This window comes from Pseudomonas delhiensis (assembly GCF_900187975.1).
In the GTDB taxonomy this organism is placed as follows: domain Bacteria; phylum Pseudomonadota; class Gammaproteobacteria; order Pseudomonadales; family Pseudomonadaceae; genus Pseudomonas; species Pseudomonas delhiensis.
On record NZ_FZPC01000005.1, the window covers coordinates 81,672 to 97,612 of the forward strand.

Annotated in this window: 13 protein-coding genes; 6 read left to right on the forward strand and 7 right to left on the reverse strand. The window is 69.2% G+C overall.

Going from position 1 to position 15,941, the window contains the following annotated elements:
• Positions 1-35: 35 nt before the first annotated feature.
• The 3 genes from CHC02_RS05835 to CHC02_RS05845 all read right to left on the reverse strand — a co-directional run bounded on the left by CHC02_RS05835 (position 36) and on the right by CHC02_RS05845 (position 3,418).
• Entirely contained in the window at positions 36-1,826 is a 1,791-nt protein-coding gene (locus CHC02_RS05835; RefSeq protein ID WP_089390558.1) for a phosphoethanolamine transferase CptA, read from the reverse strand.
• Between the two features lie 115 nt (positions 1,827-1,941).
• On the reverse strand, positions 1,942-2,736 hold the full coding sequence (locus CHC02_RS05840) for a tetratricopeptide repeat protein (protein WP_089390559.1): 795 nt from the start codon (positions 2,734-2,736) through the stop codon (positions 1,942-1,944).
• A 1-nt stretch (position 2,737) separates the two neighbouring features.
• Entirely contained in the window at positions 2,738-3,418 is a 681-nt protein-coding gene (locus CHC02_RS05845) for a Fe2+-dependent dioxygenase (RefSeq protein WP_089390560.1), read from the reverse strand.
• Between the two features lie 203 nt (positions 3,419-3,621).
• On the opposite strand from CHC02_RS05845, the gene CHC02_RS05850 reads away from it, so the two are divergent.
• Positions 3,622-5,871, forward strand: coding sequence for a TonB-dependent receptor (locus CHC02_RS05850; RefSeq protein WP_089390561.1), 2,250 nt, complete (start codon positions 3,622-3,624; stop codon positions 5,869-5,871).
• An 89-nt stretch (positions 5,872-5,960) separates the two neighbouring features.
• Entirely contained in the window at positions 5,961-8,504 is a 2,544-nt protein-coding gene (locus CHC02_RS05855; RefSeq protein ID WP_244161026.1) for a PepSY domain-containing protein, read from the forward strand.
• Between the two features lie 514 nt (positions 8,505-9,018).
• Here CHC02_RS05855 and lpxO read toward each other — a convergent pair.
• A complete protein-coding gene (lpxO, locus tag CHC02_RS05860; protein WP_089390563.1) occupies positions 9,019-9,918 on the reverse strand; it encodes a lipid A hydroxylase LpxO in 900 nt (299 codons plus the stop codon).
• Positions 9,919-10,062: 144 nt separating this feature from the next.
• Here lpxO and CHC02_RS05865 point away from each other — a divergent pair, with 144 nt between their 5' ends.
• From CHC02_RS05865 to CHC02_RS05875, 3 genes are read left to right on the forward strand one after another with little or no spacing between them, the layout of a single operon-like run.
• The gene (locus CHC02_RS05865; RefSeq protein WP_089390564.1) at positions 10,063-10,818 is read left to right on the forward strand and encodes a 5-oxoprolinase subunit PxpA; all 756 of its coding nucleotides are present in this window, start codon (positions 10,063-10,065) and stop codon (positions 10,816-10,818) included.
• Positions 10,815-11,492 carry a 5-oxoprolinase subunit PxpB gene (gene pxpB / locus CHC02_RS05870; RefSeq protein WP_089390565.1) on the forward strand — a complete coding sequence of 226 codons (678 nt, stop codon included), beginning with the start codon at positions 10,815-10,817 and terminating at the stop codon, positions 11,490-11,492. Before CHC02_RS05865 ends, pxpB begins: the two co-directional genes overlap by 4 nt.
• Positions 11,489-12,415 carry a 5-oxoprolinase subunit C family protein gene (locus CHC02_RS05875; protein WP_089390566.1) on the forward strand — a complete coding sequence of 309 codons (927 nt, stop codon included), beginning with the start codon at positions 11,489-11,491 and terminating at the stop codon, positions 12,413-12,415. The genes pxpB and CHC02_RS05875 overlap by 4 nt, the downstream gene beginning before the upstream one ends.
• Here the strand turns inward: CHC02_RS05875 and CHC02_RS05880 are convergent.
• Complete coding sequence (locus tag CHC02_RS05880; protein WP_089390567.1) at positions 12,412-12,894, reverse strand: Lrp/AsnC family transcriptional regulator; 483 nt, start codon at positions 12,892-12,894, stop codon at positions 12,412-12,414. The two genes, CHC02_RS05875 and CHC02_RS05880, sit on opposite strands and share 4 nt — an antisense overlap.
• Positions 12,895-13,031: 137 nt before the next feature.
• Between CHC02_RS05880 and CHC02_RS05885 the strand changes: the two genes are divergently transcribed.
• Positions 13,032-13,658, forward strand: a complete 627-nt coding sequence (locus CHC02_RS05885) for a LysE family translocator (protein WP_089390568.1) — start codon at positions 13,032-13,034, stop codon at positions 13,656-13,658.
• 327 nt (positions 13,659-13,985) lie between these two features.
• On the opposite strand, the gene CHC02_RS05890 is transcribed toward CHC02_RS05885, so the two are convergent.
• Complete coding sequence (locus CHC02_RS05890) at positions 13,986-14,957, reverse strand: peptide ABC transporter ATP-binding protein (RefSeq protein WP_089390569.1); 972 nt, start codon at positions 14,955-14,957, stop codon at positions 13,986-13,988.
• The gene (locus tag CHC02_RS05895; RefSeq protein WP_089390570.1) at positions 14,957-15,928 is read right to left on the reverse strand and encodes an ABC transporter ATP-binding protein; all 972 of its coding nucleotides are present in this window, start codon (positions 15,926-15,928) and stop codon (positions 14,957-14,959) included. Before CHC02_RS05895 ends, CHC02_RS05890 begins: the two co-directional genes overlap by 1 nt.
• Positions 15,929-15,941: the final 13 nt, after the last annotated feature.

Genomic DNA, 15,941 nt, shown 5'->3' on the forward strand with positions numbered 1-15,941 from the left:
CCTGCGCGCGATTCGCGGGCAGGGCCCGCGCGGCCTCAACCCTCGTTGGCCTGGCGCACCTGGGCGGTGGCCGGTGCCTTGCCGACCTTGGCCAACTGCTGGTCGCCCGTGGCGTTCTCCAGCGGCAGCTTGTCGAACTCGTGCAGGCCGTTCTTCGCGTAGGGGTCGCCGATCCAGCGCGGCGCCGCGACGAACTCGGGACTGACCAGGCTCTTGCCCGGCTCGTAGCCGTCGTAGTTCAGGCCGGCCAGGTCGGACAGGGTGTGGATCAGGTGCGAGCTGCTGTAGGGCCGCCCGCTCATCGCCTGCAGGTCGCGCGGGTGCGCCTGCTGCCAGCTCGGCGAGGTCCAGAGCAGGAAGGGGATGGTGTACATCGGCCGCGTCGGGTCGCCCTCGTTGCGCCCCAGGCGGTCGTGCTTGCCGGAGCTGAAGACCTCCTCGCCATGGTCGGAGAGGTACACCAGGAAGCCGTTCGCTTCGCTGGCGGCGTAGCGCTTGATCAGGCTGGCGACCACGAAGTCGTTGTGCAGCACCGCGTTGTCGTAGGCGTTGTAGGTGTCGGCCCGGTCGTCGGAGAGCCCGGCCGGCACGCCCTGGCGGTCCTTGAAGCGGGCCGAGGCCTCGGGATAGCGGTAGCGGTAGTCCATGTGCGTGCCCAGCAGGTGCACCACGATGAGCTTCTTCGGCGCCGGGTCCCTGAGCACCTGCTCGAAGGGCGCGAAGACCACGTCGTCGTACTGGCGGGCGTTCTGGTTGCGCTGGTTGTTCAGGTAGAACTGCTCGTCCGTCTGCTGCGAGAAGGTGGTGAGCATGGTGTTGCGCTTGGTCATGGTCTGCTGGTTGGTGATCCAGAACGTCTTGTAGCCGGCCTGTTTCATCAGGTTGATCAGCGACGGGTCGGTGAGGAAGCGGTCCGGGTGCTGTTCGTCGCCGAAGGTGAGGATCTGCTGCATCACCTCGATGGTGTAGGGGCGCGGCGAGACCACGTCCTTGAACACCGTGAGGTTGCGGTCGGCGGCGGCCAGGGCGTCGAGGTTCGGCGTGGTCGGCCGGTCGTAGCCGTACAGGTGCATGTGTTCGCGGGTGGTGGATTCGCCCAGCACCAGCACCAGGGTGCGCGGCGCCTCGCCGCTGCCGTCCCGCAGGTTCTTCAGCGGCGGCAGGGCGGCGTTGCGGTCGAGCAGCTTTTGCATGTTGTCCAGCTGCTGGCGGTACTGCGCATAGCCCACGGCCAGTTGCCAGGGCACCGCCGGCTCCATGCGCTGCTGCACCTTCTCCAGGGCCTCGGCGAAGCTGCGGTCCTGGGTGACCATCTGCTTGTAGAAGGGGTACGCCAGGTTCGCCGCCACCAGCAGCATGGCCAGGGCCACCCGGGCCGGCGCCGGCATGCGCAGCGGGCGCACGCGTCGCCACAGCAGCACCGCCACCGCCGTGTAGAGCAGCAGGGCCAGGCACAGCCAGGTGCTGAAGTACTGGCTGAAGTACTCGCTGGCCTCGGCCGTGTTCGATTCGAACATGACGAAGATGACGCTCTGCGAGAACTCCTGGTGGTAGATGCCGAAGTAGCTCAGGCCCACCAGCGAGGCCGCCCACAGCACCAGGCCGATCAGCGCCGCCAGGCCACGGGTGAAGCGCGGCAGCAGCAGGGCCGGGGCCAGCCACAGGCTGCTGAGGAAGAAGGCGTCGCGGAAGCCGGCGAAGCCGGTGGTGCCGCTGAACAGGATCAGCGCCTGGGTGACGCCGGAGAAGTACCAGAAGAACAGCAGCAGCCAGCCCAGGCCGGCCCAGTCCACCTTGCGGGGGGAGGGGGTGGTTGCAGTCGACACGCTTGCCTCGCATTGCAGGGGCCGCCCGTCCGGGGCGGTCAGTTGGGCTGCGAGCCTAGCGGGGCACGTGTGAAGGGCGGGGCAAGGGTATGTGAAAAAAACGTCAAGACGCCATTCACAGGCGCTTGAGCGCGGCGGCGAACAGGTCTGCGTCGGCCGTCTCGCCGATCTCCGCGGCGCGCCGGTAGTAGGCCAGGGCCAGGCTGCGCAGTTCCGGCTGCGGCGCCCGCTCCAGCTGCTCGCGGGCCACCCGCAGGAAGTTCAGGTTGCCGCCTTCCAGGGCGCGCAGCAGCCAGTAGCGCGCGTCCTCCACCTCGCCTTGCTCGGCCTGCGCCGCGGCGTGGCTGAACTGGCCGCGGAAGTCGCCGGCGATGGCCGAGCGGCGGTACCACTCGCGGGCCAGCTCGGGGTTGCGCGGCACGCACAGGCCTTCCTCGTGATGGCGGCCGACCAGGTTCATCGACTTGGCGTGGCCGAGGTCGGCGGCGCGCCGGTACAGCGCCAGGGCATGGGCCGCGTCGCGCGGCACGCCGCGGCCGGTGGCCAGCAGGTTGGCCAGGTTGTACAGGCCCCAGTCGAGGTCCACGGCCGCCGCGCGGGCATAGTGTTCGGCCGCTTCGGCGGGGTCGGCGGGCACGCCCCAGCCGTGCTCCAGGCAGCGCCCGAGCATGTTGCGGGCCATGGCGTGGCCGCGTTCGGCGGCAATGCGGAACCAGGTCACCGCCAGCGCCGGGTCGCGCTCGATGCCCTGGCCGTCGAGGAGGATCTGCCCGAGCAGCGCCTGGGCCTCGACATCGCCCTGGCGCGCGGCTTCGAGGATGGCCGCCGCGGCCTGGCGCGGGTCGCTGGCCAGGCGGGCGCGCAGCTGCTCCACCGAGAGCTCTTCGCGCCGGCGCAGGAGGAACGCCATGTCAGACCTCGACCCAGCGCCGCAGCAGGTTGTGGTAGGTGCCGGTCAGCTCGACCAGGGCCGGGTGCTCCGGCACGTCGCGGGTGAGCTTCTGGATCGCCTGGTCCATCTGGAACAGCAGGGCGCGCTGGCTGTCCTCGCGCACCAGGCTCTGGGTCCAGAAGAACGAGGCCAGGCGCGCGCCGCGGGTCACCGGCTCGACCTTGTGCAGGCTGGTGCCGGGGTAGAGCACCAGATCGCCGGCCGGCAGCTTCACGCGCTGCTCGCCGTAGGTGTCCTGGATCACCAGTTCGCCGCCGTCGTAGTCCTCGGGGTCGCTGAAGAACAGCGTGGAGGACAGGTCGGTGCGCACCCGCTCGCGGCCGTTGTGCACGTCGCGCACGGCGTTGTCGATGTGGAAGTCGAAGCTGCCGCCGCCGGTGTAGCAGTTGAACAGCGGCGGGAACACCTTGTGCGGCAGGGCGGCGGACATGAACAGCGGGTTCTGCCACAGGCGCTGGAGCATGGCCTCGGCGATCTCGCGGGCCAGCGGGTGGTCCTGGGCCAGCTGCAGGTTGTGCTTGGCCCTGGCCGACTGGTAGCCGGCGGTGACCTTGCCGTCGCCCCACTCGGCCTGTTCCAGGGCGGTACGGATGCGTGTCACCTCGTCGCGGGTGAACAGGCCGGGAATGTGCAGCAGCATGGTGGGGCTCGGTCAGATGAAAATCCGACGCCGATGATAGACATTTGCATTTGCAGCGTATAGCGGAGGTGGCGAACGGTCGCACGGGGCAAATGTAAATGTTGTAAAGAAAGTGCGTCTGATAATATTTACTAATTGATACATATTCTCGTTTTGCACTAGATTTCGCGGCCTTCAGCAAGTCCCTGGGGAGGGAACTTTCGATGTCGCGTCAAACTGTCGAAGCCACCAGCGCTCCGCGCCTGCTGGTCTCCGCCGTCGGTGTGGCCATCACCGCCATGTCCGGCAGCCACTTCGCCCAGGCGGCGGAATCCACCGAGAAGAAGCCCGCGCAGGATGTGCTGTCGCTGGATGCCGACACCGTCGTCGGCCAGCCGGGCGAGGAAACCTACAACGTCCAGCAATCGGCCTCGCAGAAGTACACCGCGCCGCTGCTCGAGACGCCCAAGACCGTCACCGTGATCCCGCAGCAGGTGATCAAGGACACCGGCGCCCTGACCCTGGTGGATGCCCTGCGCACCACCCCCGGCATTACCTTCGGCGCCGGCGAGGGCGGCAACCCGGCGGGCGACCGTCCGTTCATCCGTGGCTTCAACGCCGAGAGCGACACCTTCCTGGACGGCATGCGCGACGTCGCCTCGCAGACCCGCGAGGTGTTCAACATCGAGCAGATCGAGGTCAGCAAGGGCCCGGGCTCGGCCTACACCGGCGCCGGCTCCACCGGCGGCAGCCTGAACCTGGTCAGCAAGACCGCCAAGCTGCAGGACTTCAACGACGCCAGCTTCACCTACGGTTCCGACCAGACCCACCGCACCACCCTGGACGTCAACCACACCCTGGGCGACAACGCGGCCTTCCGCCTGAACCTGATGAAGCACGAGGCCAACGTCGCCGGCCGCGACGGCGTCAGCGTCAGCCGCTGGGGCGTGGCGCCGACCGTCACCTTCGGCTTCAACAGCCCGACCCGCGCGACCCTCTCGTACTACCACCTGGATACCGACGACATCCCGGACTACGGCCTGCCGCTGACCAACGTCGGCCGCAGCAAGCACAACCCGAGCAAGCCGGCATCGGTCGATCGCGACAACTTCTACGGCCTGACCCACCGCGACTACCGCAAGAGCACCACCGACAGCGGCACCTTCCGCATCGAGCACGACCTCAACGACGACCTGACGCTGTCCAACAGCTTCCGCATGGTCCGCACCACCCTCGACTACGTGGTCAGCAACCCCGACGACAGCCGCGGCAACGTGGCCAACGGCTACGTCTATCGCTCGTCGAAGAACCGCAACTCCACCTCCAAGGGCTGGGTCAACCAGACCGACCTGAAGGCCAGCTTCGACACCGGCTTCATCAAGCACAGCCTGGTGACCGGCCTGGAGTTCAGCTACGAGGACGTGCACAACCGTCCCTACGTGGTGACCCCGGGGGCCGCGGGCAACACCTGCAACGCCGCCCTGCTGGCCAGCGGCGACTGCACCAGCCTGGCCAACCCGACGCCCAAGGACCCCTGGACCGGCAGCATCGTCGACAGCCAGGCCTATACCGACACCGATACCAAGACCTCGGCCGCCTACGTGTTCGACACCCTCAAGCTCAACGAGCAGTGGGACCTGAACCTGGGCCTGCGCTACGACGACTTCGACACCAAGTCCAGTGGCTACAGCACCGGTGGCCGCGGCTCGGCGCCGGGCAACTTCAAGCGCGAGAGCAACACCCACTTCTGGAACTACCAGACCGGCCTGGTCTACAAGCCGCTGCCCAACGGCAGCATCTACCTGGCCTGGTCCACCTCCAGCAACCCCAGCGGCGAGACCGCAGGCGAGGGCGGCCAGGAAGTCAGCGCGGCCAACACCAACCTGGACCCGGAACGCAACCGCAACCTGGAGCTGGGCACCAAGTGGGACTTCTTCGACGAGGCGCTGTCGCTGAACGCCGCGGTGTTCCGCACCGACAAGACCAACGCCCGCGTCGCCGACCCGGACAACAGCTCCTTCCAGGTGCTCGACGGCGAACAGCGCGTACAGGGCGTGGAACTGGGCTTCAGCGGCCAGCTGACGCCCAAGTGGAAGGTCTTCGGCGGCTACACCTACCTGGATAGCGAGATCCGCAAGTCGAGCACCCAGTCCGACGAAGGCAACCGCATGCCGCAGGTGGCGCCGAACAACTTCACCCTGTGGACCACCTACGAGCTGCTCCAGGACCTGACCATCGGCGGCGGCACCACCTACGTGGACAAGCAGTTCGGCAACACTGCCAACTCGACCTACATCCCGTCCTACTGGCGCTACGACGCCATGGCCAGCTACAAGCTGAGCAAGAACGTCGACCTGCAGCTGAACGTGCAGAACCTGACCGACAAGCGTTACTTCGACCAGGTCTACAGCACCCACATGGCCCACGTGGCCCCGGGCCGCACCGCGCTGCTGGGGGTGAACCTGCACTTCTGATCGCACGGCCTTCCGTGCACCCCGCCCGTTGCTCCTTCGGGCGGGGTTTTCTATGTTTGGCGCCCCGCGCCTGAGGTGAGAGCAAGGTGTTGAAGAAAGTCTGGTTCCAGCTGCATTGGTTCTTCGGCATAAGCGCCGGCCTGGTGTTGGCCCTGATGGGCGTGACCGGGGCGGCGCTGTCGTTCCAGGACGAACTGCTGCGCGCCTTCAACCCTGCCAGCCTTACCGTGCAGAAGCAGCCCGGCGGCACCCTGGCGCTGGACGAGCTGGTGCAGCGGGTGGAAGCCGCCGAACCGGGCAAGAAGGTCTCCTTCGTCTGGGTCACGGTGGACGGCGACGAGGCCGGCCGCGTCTTCTACACCCCTCCGCCGGGCCAGCGCCGCGGCGAGTCGCGCTACGTCGACCCCTACACCGCGGCCTTCCTGCCGGCGCCGTCCGGGGAAGGCATCTTCATGTTCGTCATGCAGCTGCACCGCTTCCTGGCCCTGGGCGAGTTCGGCAAGCAGGTGACCGCGGCCTGCACCCTGATCCTCATCTACTTCTGCCTCTCCGGCCTGTACCTGCGCTGGCCGCGCAAGCTGCTCAGCTGGCGCGCCTGGCTGGCCCTGGACTGGCGCAAGAAGGGCCGCGCCTTCAACTGGGACCTGCACGCGGTGGCCGGCACCTGGTGCCTGGCCTTCTACCTGCTGGCCTCGCTGACCGGCCTGTACTGGTCCTACGACTGGTACCGCGGCGCGCTGTTCAAGCTGCTCGACGACGCCCCGGCCGGCCAGCAGCGCCAGGGCGGCCGCGGTGGCCGTGGCGGCGAAGCGCCCAAGGGGCCGCCGCTGGAAGTGGACTACAGCGCCCTCTGGAACACCCTGCGCAGCACCGCCGGCCCCGGCCTTGCGGCCTACAACCTGCGCCTGCCGCCGGTGGGCGGGCAGCCGGCCACGGTGTTCTACCGCCTGGACGACGCCGCCCACGAACGCGCCTTCAACGAAATGCGCATCGAGCCGAAGAGCGGCCGCCTGCTGGGCGACAAGCGCTACGCCGACAGCAGCTTCGGCAAGCAACTGCTGACCAGCGTCTACGCCCTGCACGTGGGCAGCTACTTCGGCATGCCCGGGCGCATCCTGATGATGCTGGCGAGCCTGGCCATGCCGCTGTTCTTCGTCACCGGCTGGCTGCTCTACCTCGACCGCCGGCGCAAGAAGAAGGCCGCCCAGGCCGCCCGCGTCGAACTGGCTGGCGCCGGCGGCGCCGATGCCTGGCTGGTGGGCTACGCCAGCCAGAGCGGTTTCGCCGAGCAACTGGCCTGGCAGAGCGCCGGGCAGTTGCAGGCCGCGGGCCTGGCGGTGCGCGTCGAGCCCCTGGCGCGCCTGGACCGCCAGCAACTGGAGCAGACGCGCAACGCGCTCTTCGTGGTCAGCACCTTCGGCGACGGCGAGGCCCCGGACAGCGCCCGCGGCTTCGAGCGCAAGCTGCTCGGCGAAGCCGCCGGCCTCGGCCAGCTGCGCTTCGCCATGCTCGCCCTGGGCGACCGCCAGTACCAGGCCTTCTGCGGCTTCGCCCGGCGCTTGCAGGGCTGGCTGCAAGGGCAGGGCGCGCAGCCGCTGTTCGACGGCGTGGAAGTGGACAACGGCGACGCCGCCGCCCTGCGCGAGTGGCAGCAACATCTGGCGCAACTCACCGGCACGACCGCGCCGGCGCCCTTTGCCGCGCCGCAATACGAGCTGTGGAGCCTGGCCGCCCGCGAACACCTCAACCCCGGCAGCCAGGGCCAGTCCACCTGGCTGCTGCGCCTGCAGCCGCCGGCCGGCAGCGCCGCCGACTGGCGCGCCGGCGACCTGGTGGAAATCCTCCCGCAGCATCCCCGCGAGCGCGTGCTGGCCTGGCTGGCGCGCCTGGGCCTGGACGGCCAGACCCGCGTCGCGGTCGAGGGCGGCAGCGTGGCCCTGGCCGATGCCCTGGCCGGGCGCGAACTGCCGGTTTCCCACGGCCATCTGGTCGGCCTGCATGCCCAGGCCGTGGTGGATGCCCTGGTGCCGCTGGCGGCGCGGGAATACTCCATCGCCTCGCTGCCCAGCGACGGCGCCCTGGAGCTGATCGTGCGCCAGGAACGCCACACCGACGGCAGCCTGGGCGTGGGCTCCGGCTGGCTCACCGAATACCTGCAGCCCGGCGCCGGCTTGGCCCTGCGCCTGCGCCGCAACGCCGGCTTCCACCTGCCGGAGGACGACCGCCCGCTGCTGCTGATCGGCAACGGCACCGGCCTGGCCGGCCTGCGTTCGCTGCTGCGCGCCAGCATCGGCGCCGGCCGCCGGCGCAACTGGCTGCTGTTCGGCGAACGCAACCGCGAGCACGACTTCTACTGCCGCGAAGAGCTGGAGGACTACCTGCTCAGCGGCGAACTGCAGCGCCTGGACGTGGCCTTCTCCCGCGACCAGGCGGAAAAGGTCTACGTGCAGGACGTGCTGCGCGAACGCACCGTGGAATTGACGCAGTGGCTGGAAGAGGGCGCCGCCATCTACGTCTGCGGCAGCCTGGAGGGCATGGCCGGCGGCGTGGACGCGGTGCTGCGCGAAGCGCTGGGCGACCTGGCGGTGGAGGCGTTGCTGGAGGAGGGGCGCTATCGGCGGGATGTTTATTAGGGCGGCAGGCTGCAGGATGTAGGGGGATAACGCCTCAGGTGTTATTCGCCGCCTCGGCGCCAAGCGATAACGGCGGATAACCGCGAACGGTTATTCCCCTACGTCTCTACGGCCATGCGTGTTCCACAACCTGTAGGAGCGGGCCCTGCCCGCGATTTCGCGCGCAGGGCGCGCTCCTACATGGGAATGGCATGGGTGGGGCAGCGTAGGAGCGGATCTCATCCGCGAATCGCGCCGATATGCCCGGTCATCGCGGACAAGGTCCGCTCCTACGGGGAGAATGCCGTGTTTCCCAGCTACCTGTAGGAGCGGGCCCTGCCCGCGATTTCGCGCGCAGGGCGCGCTCCTACAGGGGAATGGCATGGGTGGGGTAGCGTAGGAGCGGATCTCATCCGCGAATCGCGCCGATATGCCCGGTTATCACCTGTAGGAGCGAGCTTGCTCGCGAACCAATCCCGGCTCCGTGCCTGCCCGGTTCGCGAGCAAGCTCGCTCCTACGAAGAGCACCGCACCTTCAGATCCAGAGAATGAACGCCAGGATCGCCCCGAAGAACGCCCACTTCTGCAGGTAGTACAGCTTGCGGTTGCGCTTCTTCAGCGCCTTGCCCTGCAGGCGGATCTTGTACAGCGTGCCGAAGGCGCGGTTGATGCCGCCGGTCTTGTCGCCGGCGTCGTTGGGCGAGGCCGCGGCGGCCATCACGTTGCGGCTGAACCAGCGGTTGAAGGCCTGCGCCCAGCGGTACTTCAGCGGCCGCTCGACGTCGCAGAAGAGGATCACCCGGTCGTGCCCGGTGGTGTTCTCGGCGTAGTGGATGTAGGTCTCGTCGAACACCACGGCCTCGCCGTCCTTCCACGAATAGCGCTGGCCATCGACCTCGATGAAGCAGCCCTCGTCGTTCGGCGTGAACAGCCCCAGGTGGTAGCGCAGCGAGCCGGCGTAGGGGTCGCGGTGGCGCACCAGGCGCGAGCCCGGCGGCAGCTCGGCGAACATCGCTGCCTTCACCGAGGGGATTTCCCGCAGCAGCGCGGTGGTCTGCGGGCAGACCACGTCGGCCGAGGGGTGGGCGTCGTCGTACCACTTCAGGTAGAAGCGCTTCCAGCCGGTCTTGAAGAAGGAGTTGAAGCCGACGTCGTTGTACTGCTCGGAGCGCTTGATGCTGCCGGCCTCGCGCAGGCGCAGGGCCTCGGCGCGGATGACTTCCCAGTTGTCGGTGAGCTTCTGCATCTCCGGGAAGGCGTTGGGCGTCAGGTAGGGGGTGTTGGGTACCTTGGAGAACAGGTACATGAAGCAGTTCAGCGGGGCGAGGAAGCTGGAGTGGTCGCTCAACTGCCGGGACAGCTTGTGACGGACCTTGCCACGCACGTGCACATAGGCGATGCAGGCCGCGTAGGCCGCCAGGATCAGGGCTTTCATCTTCGATTCGATGGCTTTCGGCGGGAAGAGGCGGAGGATATTACTCCCCTGAATCGTTACTGAATATTCCTAAGACTAAATGATGGCCCTCTGGTTTACCCTAGGGGTGTTTCCGAAACTCGCCGGCGAAGTCGAGGCAGAATCATGACCGATCAGTCAACTCGCATCCTGCTCAACTGCGACATGGGGGAAAGCTACGGCGCCTGGCGCATGGGCGACGACGTCCACGCCATGCCGCTGATCGACCAGGCCAACCTGGCCTGCGGCTTCCATGCCGGCGACCCGCTGACCCTCCAGCGCACCGTGCGCCTGGCGGTGGAGCAGGGAGTGAGCATAGGCGCGCACCCGTCCTACCCCGACCTGGCCGGCTTCGGCCGCCGCCACATGAGCTGCTCGCCGGAAGAGGTGCAGGCCCTGGTGCTGTACCAGGTGGGCGCGCTGGACGCCTTCTGCCGCGCCGCCGGCACCTGCGTCGACTACGTGAAGCCCCACGGCGCGCTGTACAACGACCTGGTCCGCGACGACGCCCTGCTGACCGCGGTGCTCGATGCCTGCGCGGCCTACCGCAAGGGCCTGCCGCTGATGGTCCTGGCCCTGGCCGACAACCGCCGCGAACTGGCCATGGCCGACGCCGCCGACGTGCCGCTGATGTTCGAGGCCTTCGCCGACCGCGCCTACCTGCCCGACGGCCAACTGGCCCCGCGGCGCCTGGCCGGCGCGGTGCACCACGAGCCGCAGCGCATCCTCGACCAGGCCCTGGCCATCGCCCGCGGCGAGCCCTTCCCGGACATCGACGGCAACCCCCTGCGGCTGCGCGCCGACAGCCTCTGCGTGCATGGCGACAACCCCGAATCCCTGGCGGTGCTGCGGCGCCTGCGTGGCCTGCTGGACGCCGCATGATCCGCGTCGAGCCCTTCGGCGCCGAAGCCCTGCTGCTGACCCTGGCCGAACGCCCGGACGCGCACCTGCCGCTGCGCATCGCCGCCCTGGCCGAACGCCTGCGCGCGGCCCTGGGCGAGCTGCTGACCGACCTGGTGCCGGGCTGGACCACCCTGCTGCTGCATTACGACCTGCGCCGCACCGACGCCCTCGACCTGCAGCGCCGCCTGGCGCCCCTGCTGGCGGGCTGGCCCGGCCCCGAGCCGGACGACGCCGCCGGGCGCCTGCATGAAATCCCGGTGTGGTACGCCGGCGAGGACCTGGCGGAAGTGGCGCGGGCCTGCGGCCTGGGCACCGGGCAGGTGATCGAGCTGCACTGCGCCCGCGAGTACCGCGTGGGCGCCATCGGTTTCGCCCCGGGCTTCGCCTACCTGGGCGAGCTGGACGAGCGCCTGGCCCTGCCGCGCCGGGCCAACCCGCGCACCCGCGTGCCTGCCGGCAGCCTGGCCATCGCCGAGCGGCAGACCGCGGTCTATCCACAGGCCTCGCCGGGCGGCTGGCACCTGCTGGGGCTCACCGCGCAACGCCTGTTCGATCCGCATCAGGAGCCACCCTGCCCGCTGGCGGTGGGCGACCGGGTGCGCTTCCTGCCCATCGACGAAGCTGCCTTCCGCCGCGCCGGAGGCTGCCCATGAGCGGCCTGCGGGTGCTCAGGGCCGGGCCGCTGAGCCTGTTGCAGGACGCCGGCCGCCATGGCTGGCAGCACCTCGGGGTATCGCCGGGCGGGGCTGTGGATATCCATGCCGCGGCCTGGGCCAACCAGTTGCTGGGCAATGCCTGGGGCACGCCGCTGCTGGAAGTGGCCCTGGGCGGCCTGCGCCTGCGGGCGGAAGTCGATTGCTGGCTGGCGCTGTGCGGTGCGCAGGTGCCGGTTCGGCTGGATGGCGAAGCGCGTCCCGGCTGGTCGCGCTTCGTCGTGCATGCCGGGCAGGAACTGGAACTGGGCTTCGCCGCCAGCGGCCAGCGCGCCTACCTGGCGGTGGCGGGCGGCTTCCGTGTCGAACCGGTGCTGGGCAGCGTCGCCACCCAGCTCCGTGAGGGGCTGGGCGGCCTGCACGGCGACGGCCGGGCGCTGGCGGAAGGCGACCTGCTGCCCTGCGAGGCCTGCGGCGAAGCCTTCGCGCGCGGTGCCAGCGTGCCCTGGCCCTACGTGCCGGACTACCGCGAGACGCCCGTGCTGCGCGTGCTGCACGGTGGCGATGCGGATGCCTTCGAACCCGGGCAGCGCGCGGCCTTCTTCAGCCGCACCTGGCAGCTCAGCCCGCAGTCCGACCGCATGGGCGCGCGCCTGCACGGCGAGCCGCTGCGCGCGCCGCGCCGGCAGTGGTCGCTGGGCATGGTCCGCGGCGCCATCCAGGTGCCGCCGGACGGCCAACCCATCGTCCTGCTGGCCGACCACCAGAGCATGGGCGGCTACCCGCTGCTCGGCTTCGTCCACCCCCTGGACCTGGGCCGCCTGGCGCAGTGCCCGGCCCACGCCGAGGTGCGCTTCGCCGAGACGACCCTGGAAGCGGCCCAGGACGAGCTGCGGCGCTTCTACCGCTTCTTCCGCGGCTAGCGCGGCAGGTGCTGCAGGGGCAGCGGCGCCGATTCCTTGAGGGTGCTGATGGCGAAGTTGCTGCGGATGTCGCTCACCCCCGGCAGCTTCAGCAGGGTGCCGGTGAGGAAGCGCTCGTAGGCGCGCAGGTCCGGCACCACCACCTGCAGCAGGAAGTCCGACTCTCCGGAGACCAGGTGCACCGAGATCACCTCGGGCAGGTCGATCACCGCCTGGCGGAAGGCCTCGGCGTGTTCCTCGTGGTGGCGCTCCACCTTGATCCCGACGAATACCGTCAGGCCCAGGCCGACCTGGTCGCGGTCCAGGTCGGCGCCGTAGCGGCGGATCACCCCGGCCTCCTCCAGCAGGCGCACGCGGCGCAGGCAGGGGGAGGGCGACAGGCCGATGGCCTCGGCCAGCTGCACGTTGCTCAGGCGGCCGTCGCGCTGCAGCGCGGCGAGGATGCGGTGGTCGTAGGCGTCAAGCTTGTGGTTTGGCATATCTGGCCAGCTTTCAGGGTTTGGATTGGCAGATAATGCCAAAACTACCTGAGTTGGCAAGCCGAATACGCAAGCACCTGCCCTGGCCTTCGGGCATAGAATCCTTGACCGGAATCCCTTCCTGCGGAGTGCGAACCATGGATTTCGGCGTCTTCCTGCTGGCCCTGGCGATGGTCTACCTGCTGCCCGGGCCGGACATGCTCCTGCTGCTGCACACCGGCGCCAGCCGCGGCGGCCGCGCGGCCCTGGTCACCGCCCTGGGCCTGGCCGCGGCGCGGGCCTGCCACGTGGCGCTGGCCGGCGCCGGGCTGGCCCTGCTGTTCCGCAGCGTGCCCTGGACCTTCGATGCGGTGCGCCTGGCCGGCGCGGCCTACCTGGCGTGGCTGGGGCTGCGCATGTTGCTGGCGCGGCCGTCGTTGGCTGGTATCGAGCCTGTGGCCGAGGTCCAGGCGCGGAGTTGGCGGCGGGCCTTTGGCAATGGGTTGTTGACCAATCTGCTCAATCCCAAGGCGTTGTTGTTCTGTTCGGTGCTGCTGCCGCAGTTCGTGCGGCCGGATGCGGGGCCGTTGGCGTTGCAGTTTGGCGCGCTGGGGGCGGTGCTGGTGTTGGTGGGCTTGGCTTTCGACGGTTTCTACGCGCTGAGCGGGGCCCGGCTGGGACGCTGGCTGGAGCGGCATGCCTTGGCGCAGCGGGTGCAGCAGTGGGCTTTTGCTTCCCTGCTGATCGGGTTCGGGGCGCGGTTGGCATTGTTGAGGGAGGTGTAGGAGTGAGCTTGCTCGCGAAGGGATTTCGCCGGGGGCTGTGGGGTTGGGCGGGTTCGCGAGCAAGCTCGCTCCTACAAGAGGAGGTGGGTGTGTGGGGGCGTTGTGGATTACAGGGATGCTCCGTTCCCCTCACCCCAGCCCTCTCCCGGAGGGAGAGGGGGCCGTTCGGAGTGCGCTGATAATTCGGCGTTAGCCGGACGCTGTGCTATCCGGCTGAAACCTTACCTCCAGCCGGCACGGACAAGCTCCCTCTCCCTTCAGGGCGGGGCGCGCAGCCGAGGGCTGGGGAGAGGGAACGGGACCCAGCACGAGCACCACCGTCCCCGGCTACCCCAGAAACTGCTCCGCATGGTGACAAGCCACCTGCCGCTCATCCAGCGGCCGCAGCGCCGGCACCTCCACCTTGCAGCGCTCCGTCGCATAGGGGCAGCGCTTGTGGAAGGCGCAGCCGCTGGGCGGGTTGAGCGGGTTGGGCAGCTCGCCCTGGATCTTGATCTTCGGCTTGCCCGGGTCCGGGTGGATGGCCGGGGTGGCCGAGAGCAGGGCGCGGGTGTAGGGGTGCAGCGGACGTTCGTAGAGCTTGTCCGCCGGGCCCATTTCCGCCGGGCGGCCGAGGTACATCACCAGCACGTCGTCGGCCACGTGGCGCACCACCGCCAGGTTGTGGGAGATGAACACGTAGGCGGTGCCGAACTCTTCCTGCAGGTCCATGAACAGGTTGAGCACCTGGGCCTGGATCGACACGTCCAGCGCCGAGGTCGGCTCGTCGGCCACCAGCACCTTGGGCTGCAGCATCATGGCGCGGGCCAGGGCGATGCGCTGGCGCTGGCCGCCGGAGAACATGTGCGGGTAACGCTGGTAGTGCTCCGGGCGCAGGCCCACCTGCTGCATCATCGCCTGTACCCGCTCGCGGCGCTCGCCGCGCGACAGGCTGGTGTTGATCAGCAGCGGCTCGCCGAGCTGGTCGCCGATCTTCTGCCGCGGGTTGAGCGAGGCGTAGGGGTTCTGGAACACCATCTGCACGTCGCGGCGCAATTGCCTGCGCTGCTCGTGGCTGGCGCCCTTCACCTCCTGCCCGGCGATGCGCAGGGAGCCGGAGGTGGGCTCCTCGATCAGCGTCAGGGCGCGGGCCAGGGTGGACTTGCCGCAGCCGGACTCGCCGACCACCGCCAGGGTCTTGCCGGCCTGCAGTTCGAAGGACACGCCGTTGAGGGCGCGGACCAGGGCGTGGGGCTTGAACAGGCCCTGGGCGATGTCGTAGTGGCGGGTCAGGTCGCGGGCGGTCAGTACGGCTTCCATCAGACCACCTCCTTGAGGTTCAGCGGGTAGTAGCAGCGCACCGCGCCGCGGACGTGGGGTTCCAGGGCCGGGCGGGTGGCGCGGCAGTCGTCGTGCACGTAGGGGCAGCGCGGCGACAGCAGGCAGCCCTGCGGGCGGTCGTAGCGGCCGGGGACGATGCCGGGCAGGGTGGCCAGGCGCTCTTCGCCGGCACTGTGCTCGGGAATCGCTTTCAGCAGCGCCTCGGTGTAGGGGTGGGTGGGCAGGTCGAACAGCGCCGGCACCTGGCCGATCTCCACCGCCTGGCCCGCATACATCACGCAGACGCGCTGGGCGGTCTCGGCGACCACGGCGAGGTCGTGGGTGATCAGGATCAGCGCCATGCCCTCGTCGCGCTGCAGGTTCAGCAGCAGTTCCATGATCTGCGCCTGGATGGTCACGTCCAGCGCCGTGGTGGGTTCGTCGGCGATCAGCAGCTTGGGCTCGCCGGCGATGGCCATGGCGATCGCCACGCGCTGGCTCATGCCGCCGGAGAGCTGGTGCGGGTAGGCGTCCAGGCGCTGGGCGGCGCCGGGGATCTCGACCTTCTCCAGCAGCTCCAGGGCGCGCTGGCGCGCGGCCTTGCCGCGCAGGCCGAGGTGCAGCCTGAGCACTTCCTCGATCTGGAAGCCCACGGTGTAGCTGGGGTTGAGGGCGGTCATCGGGTCCTGGAAGACCATGGCGATGTCCTTGCCGACGATGCGCCGGCGCTCGCGGCCCTTGAGCCTGAGCATGTCGCTGCCGTCGAAGCGCAGGGTGTCGGCGGTGATGCGCCCGGGGGAGTCGATCAGGCCCATCAGCGCCATCATGGTCACCGACTTGCCGGAGCCGGACTCGCCGACGATGGCCAGCACCTCGCCCTTGTCGACGTTCAGGTCGAGGCCGTCGACCACGGGCACGGCGTCGGCGCCGCCGAAGCGCACCGAGAGGTTGCGGATTTCCAGGAGGCTCATACGGCGGTCTCCA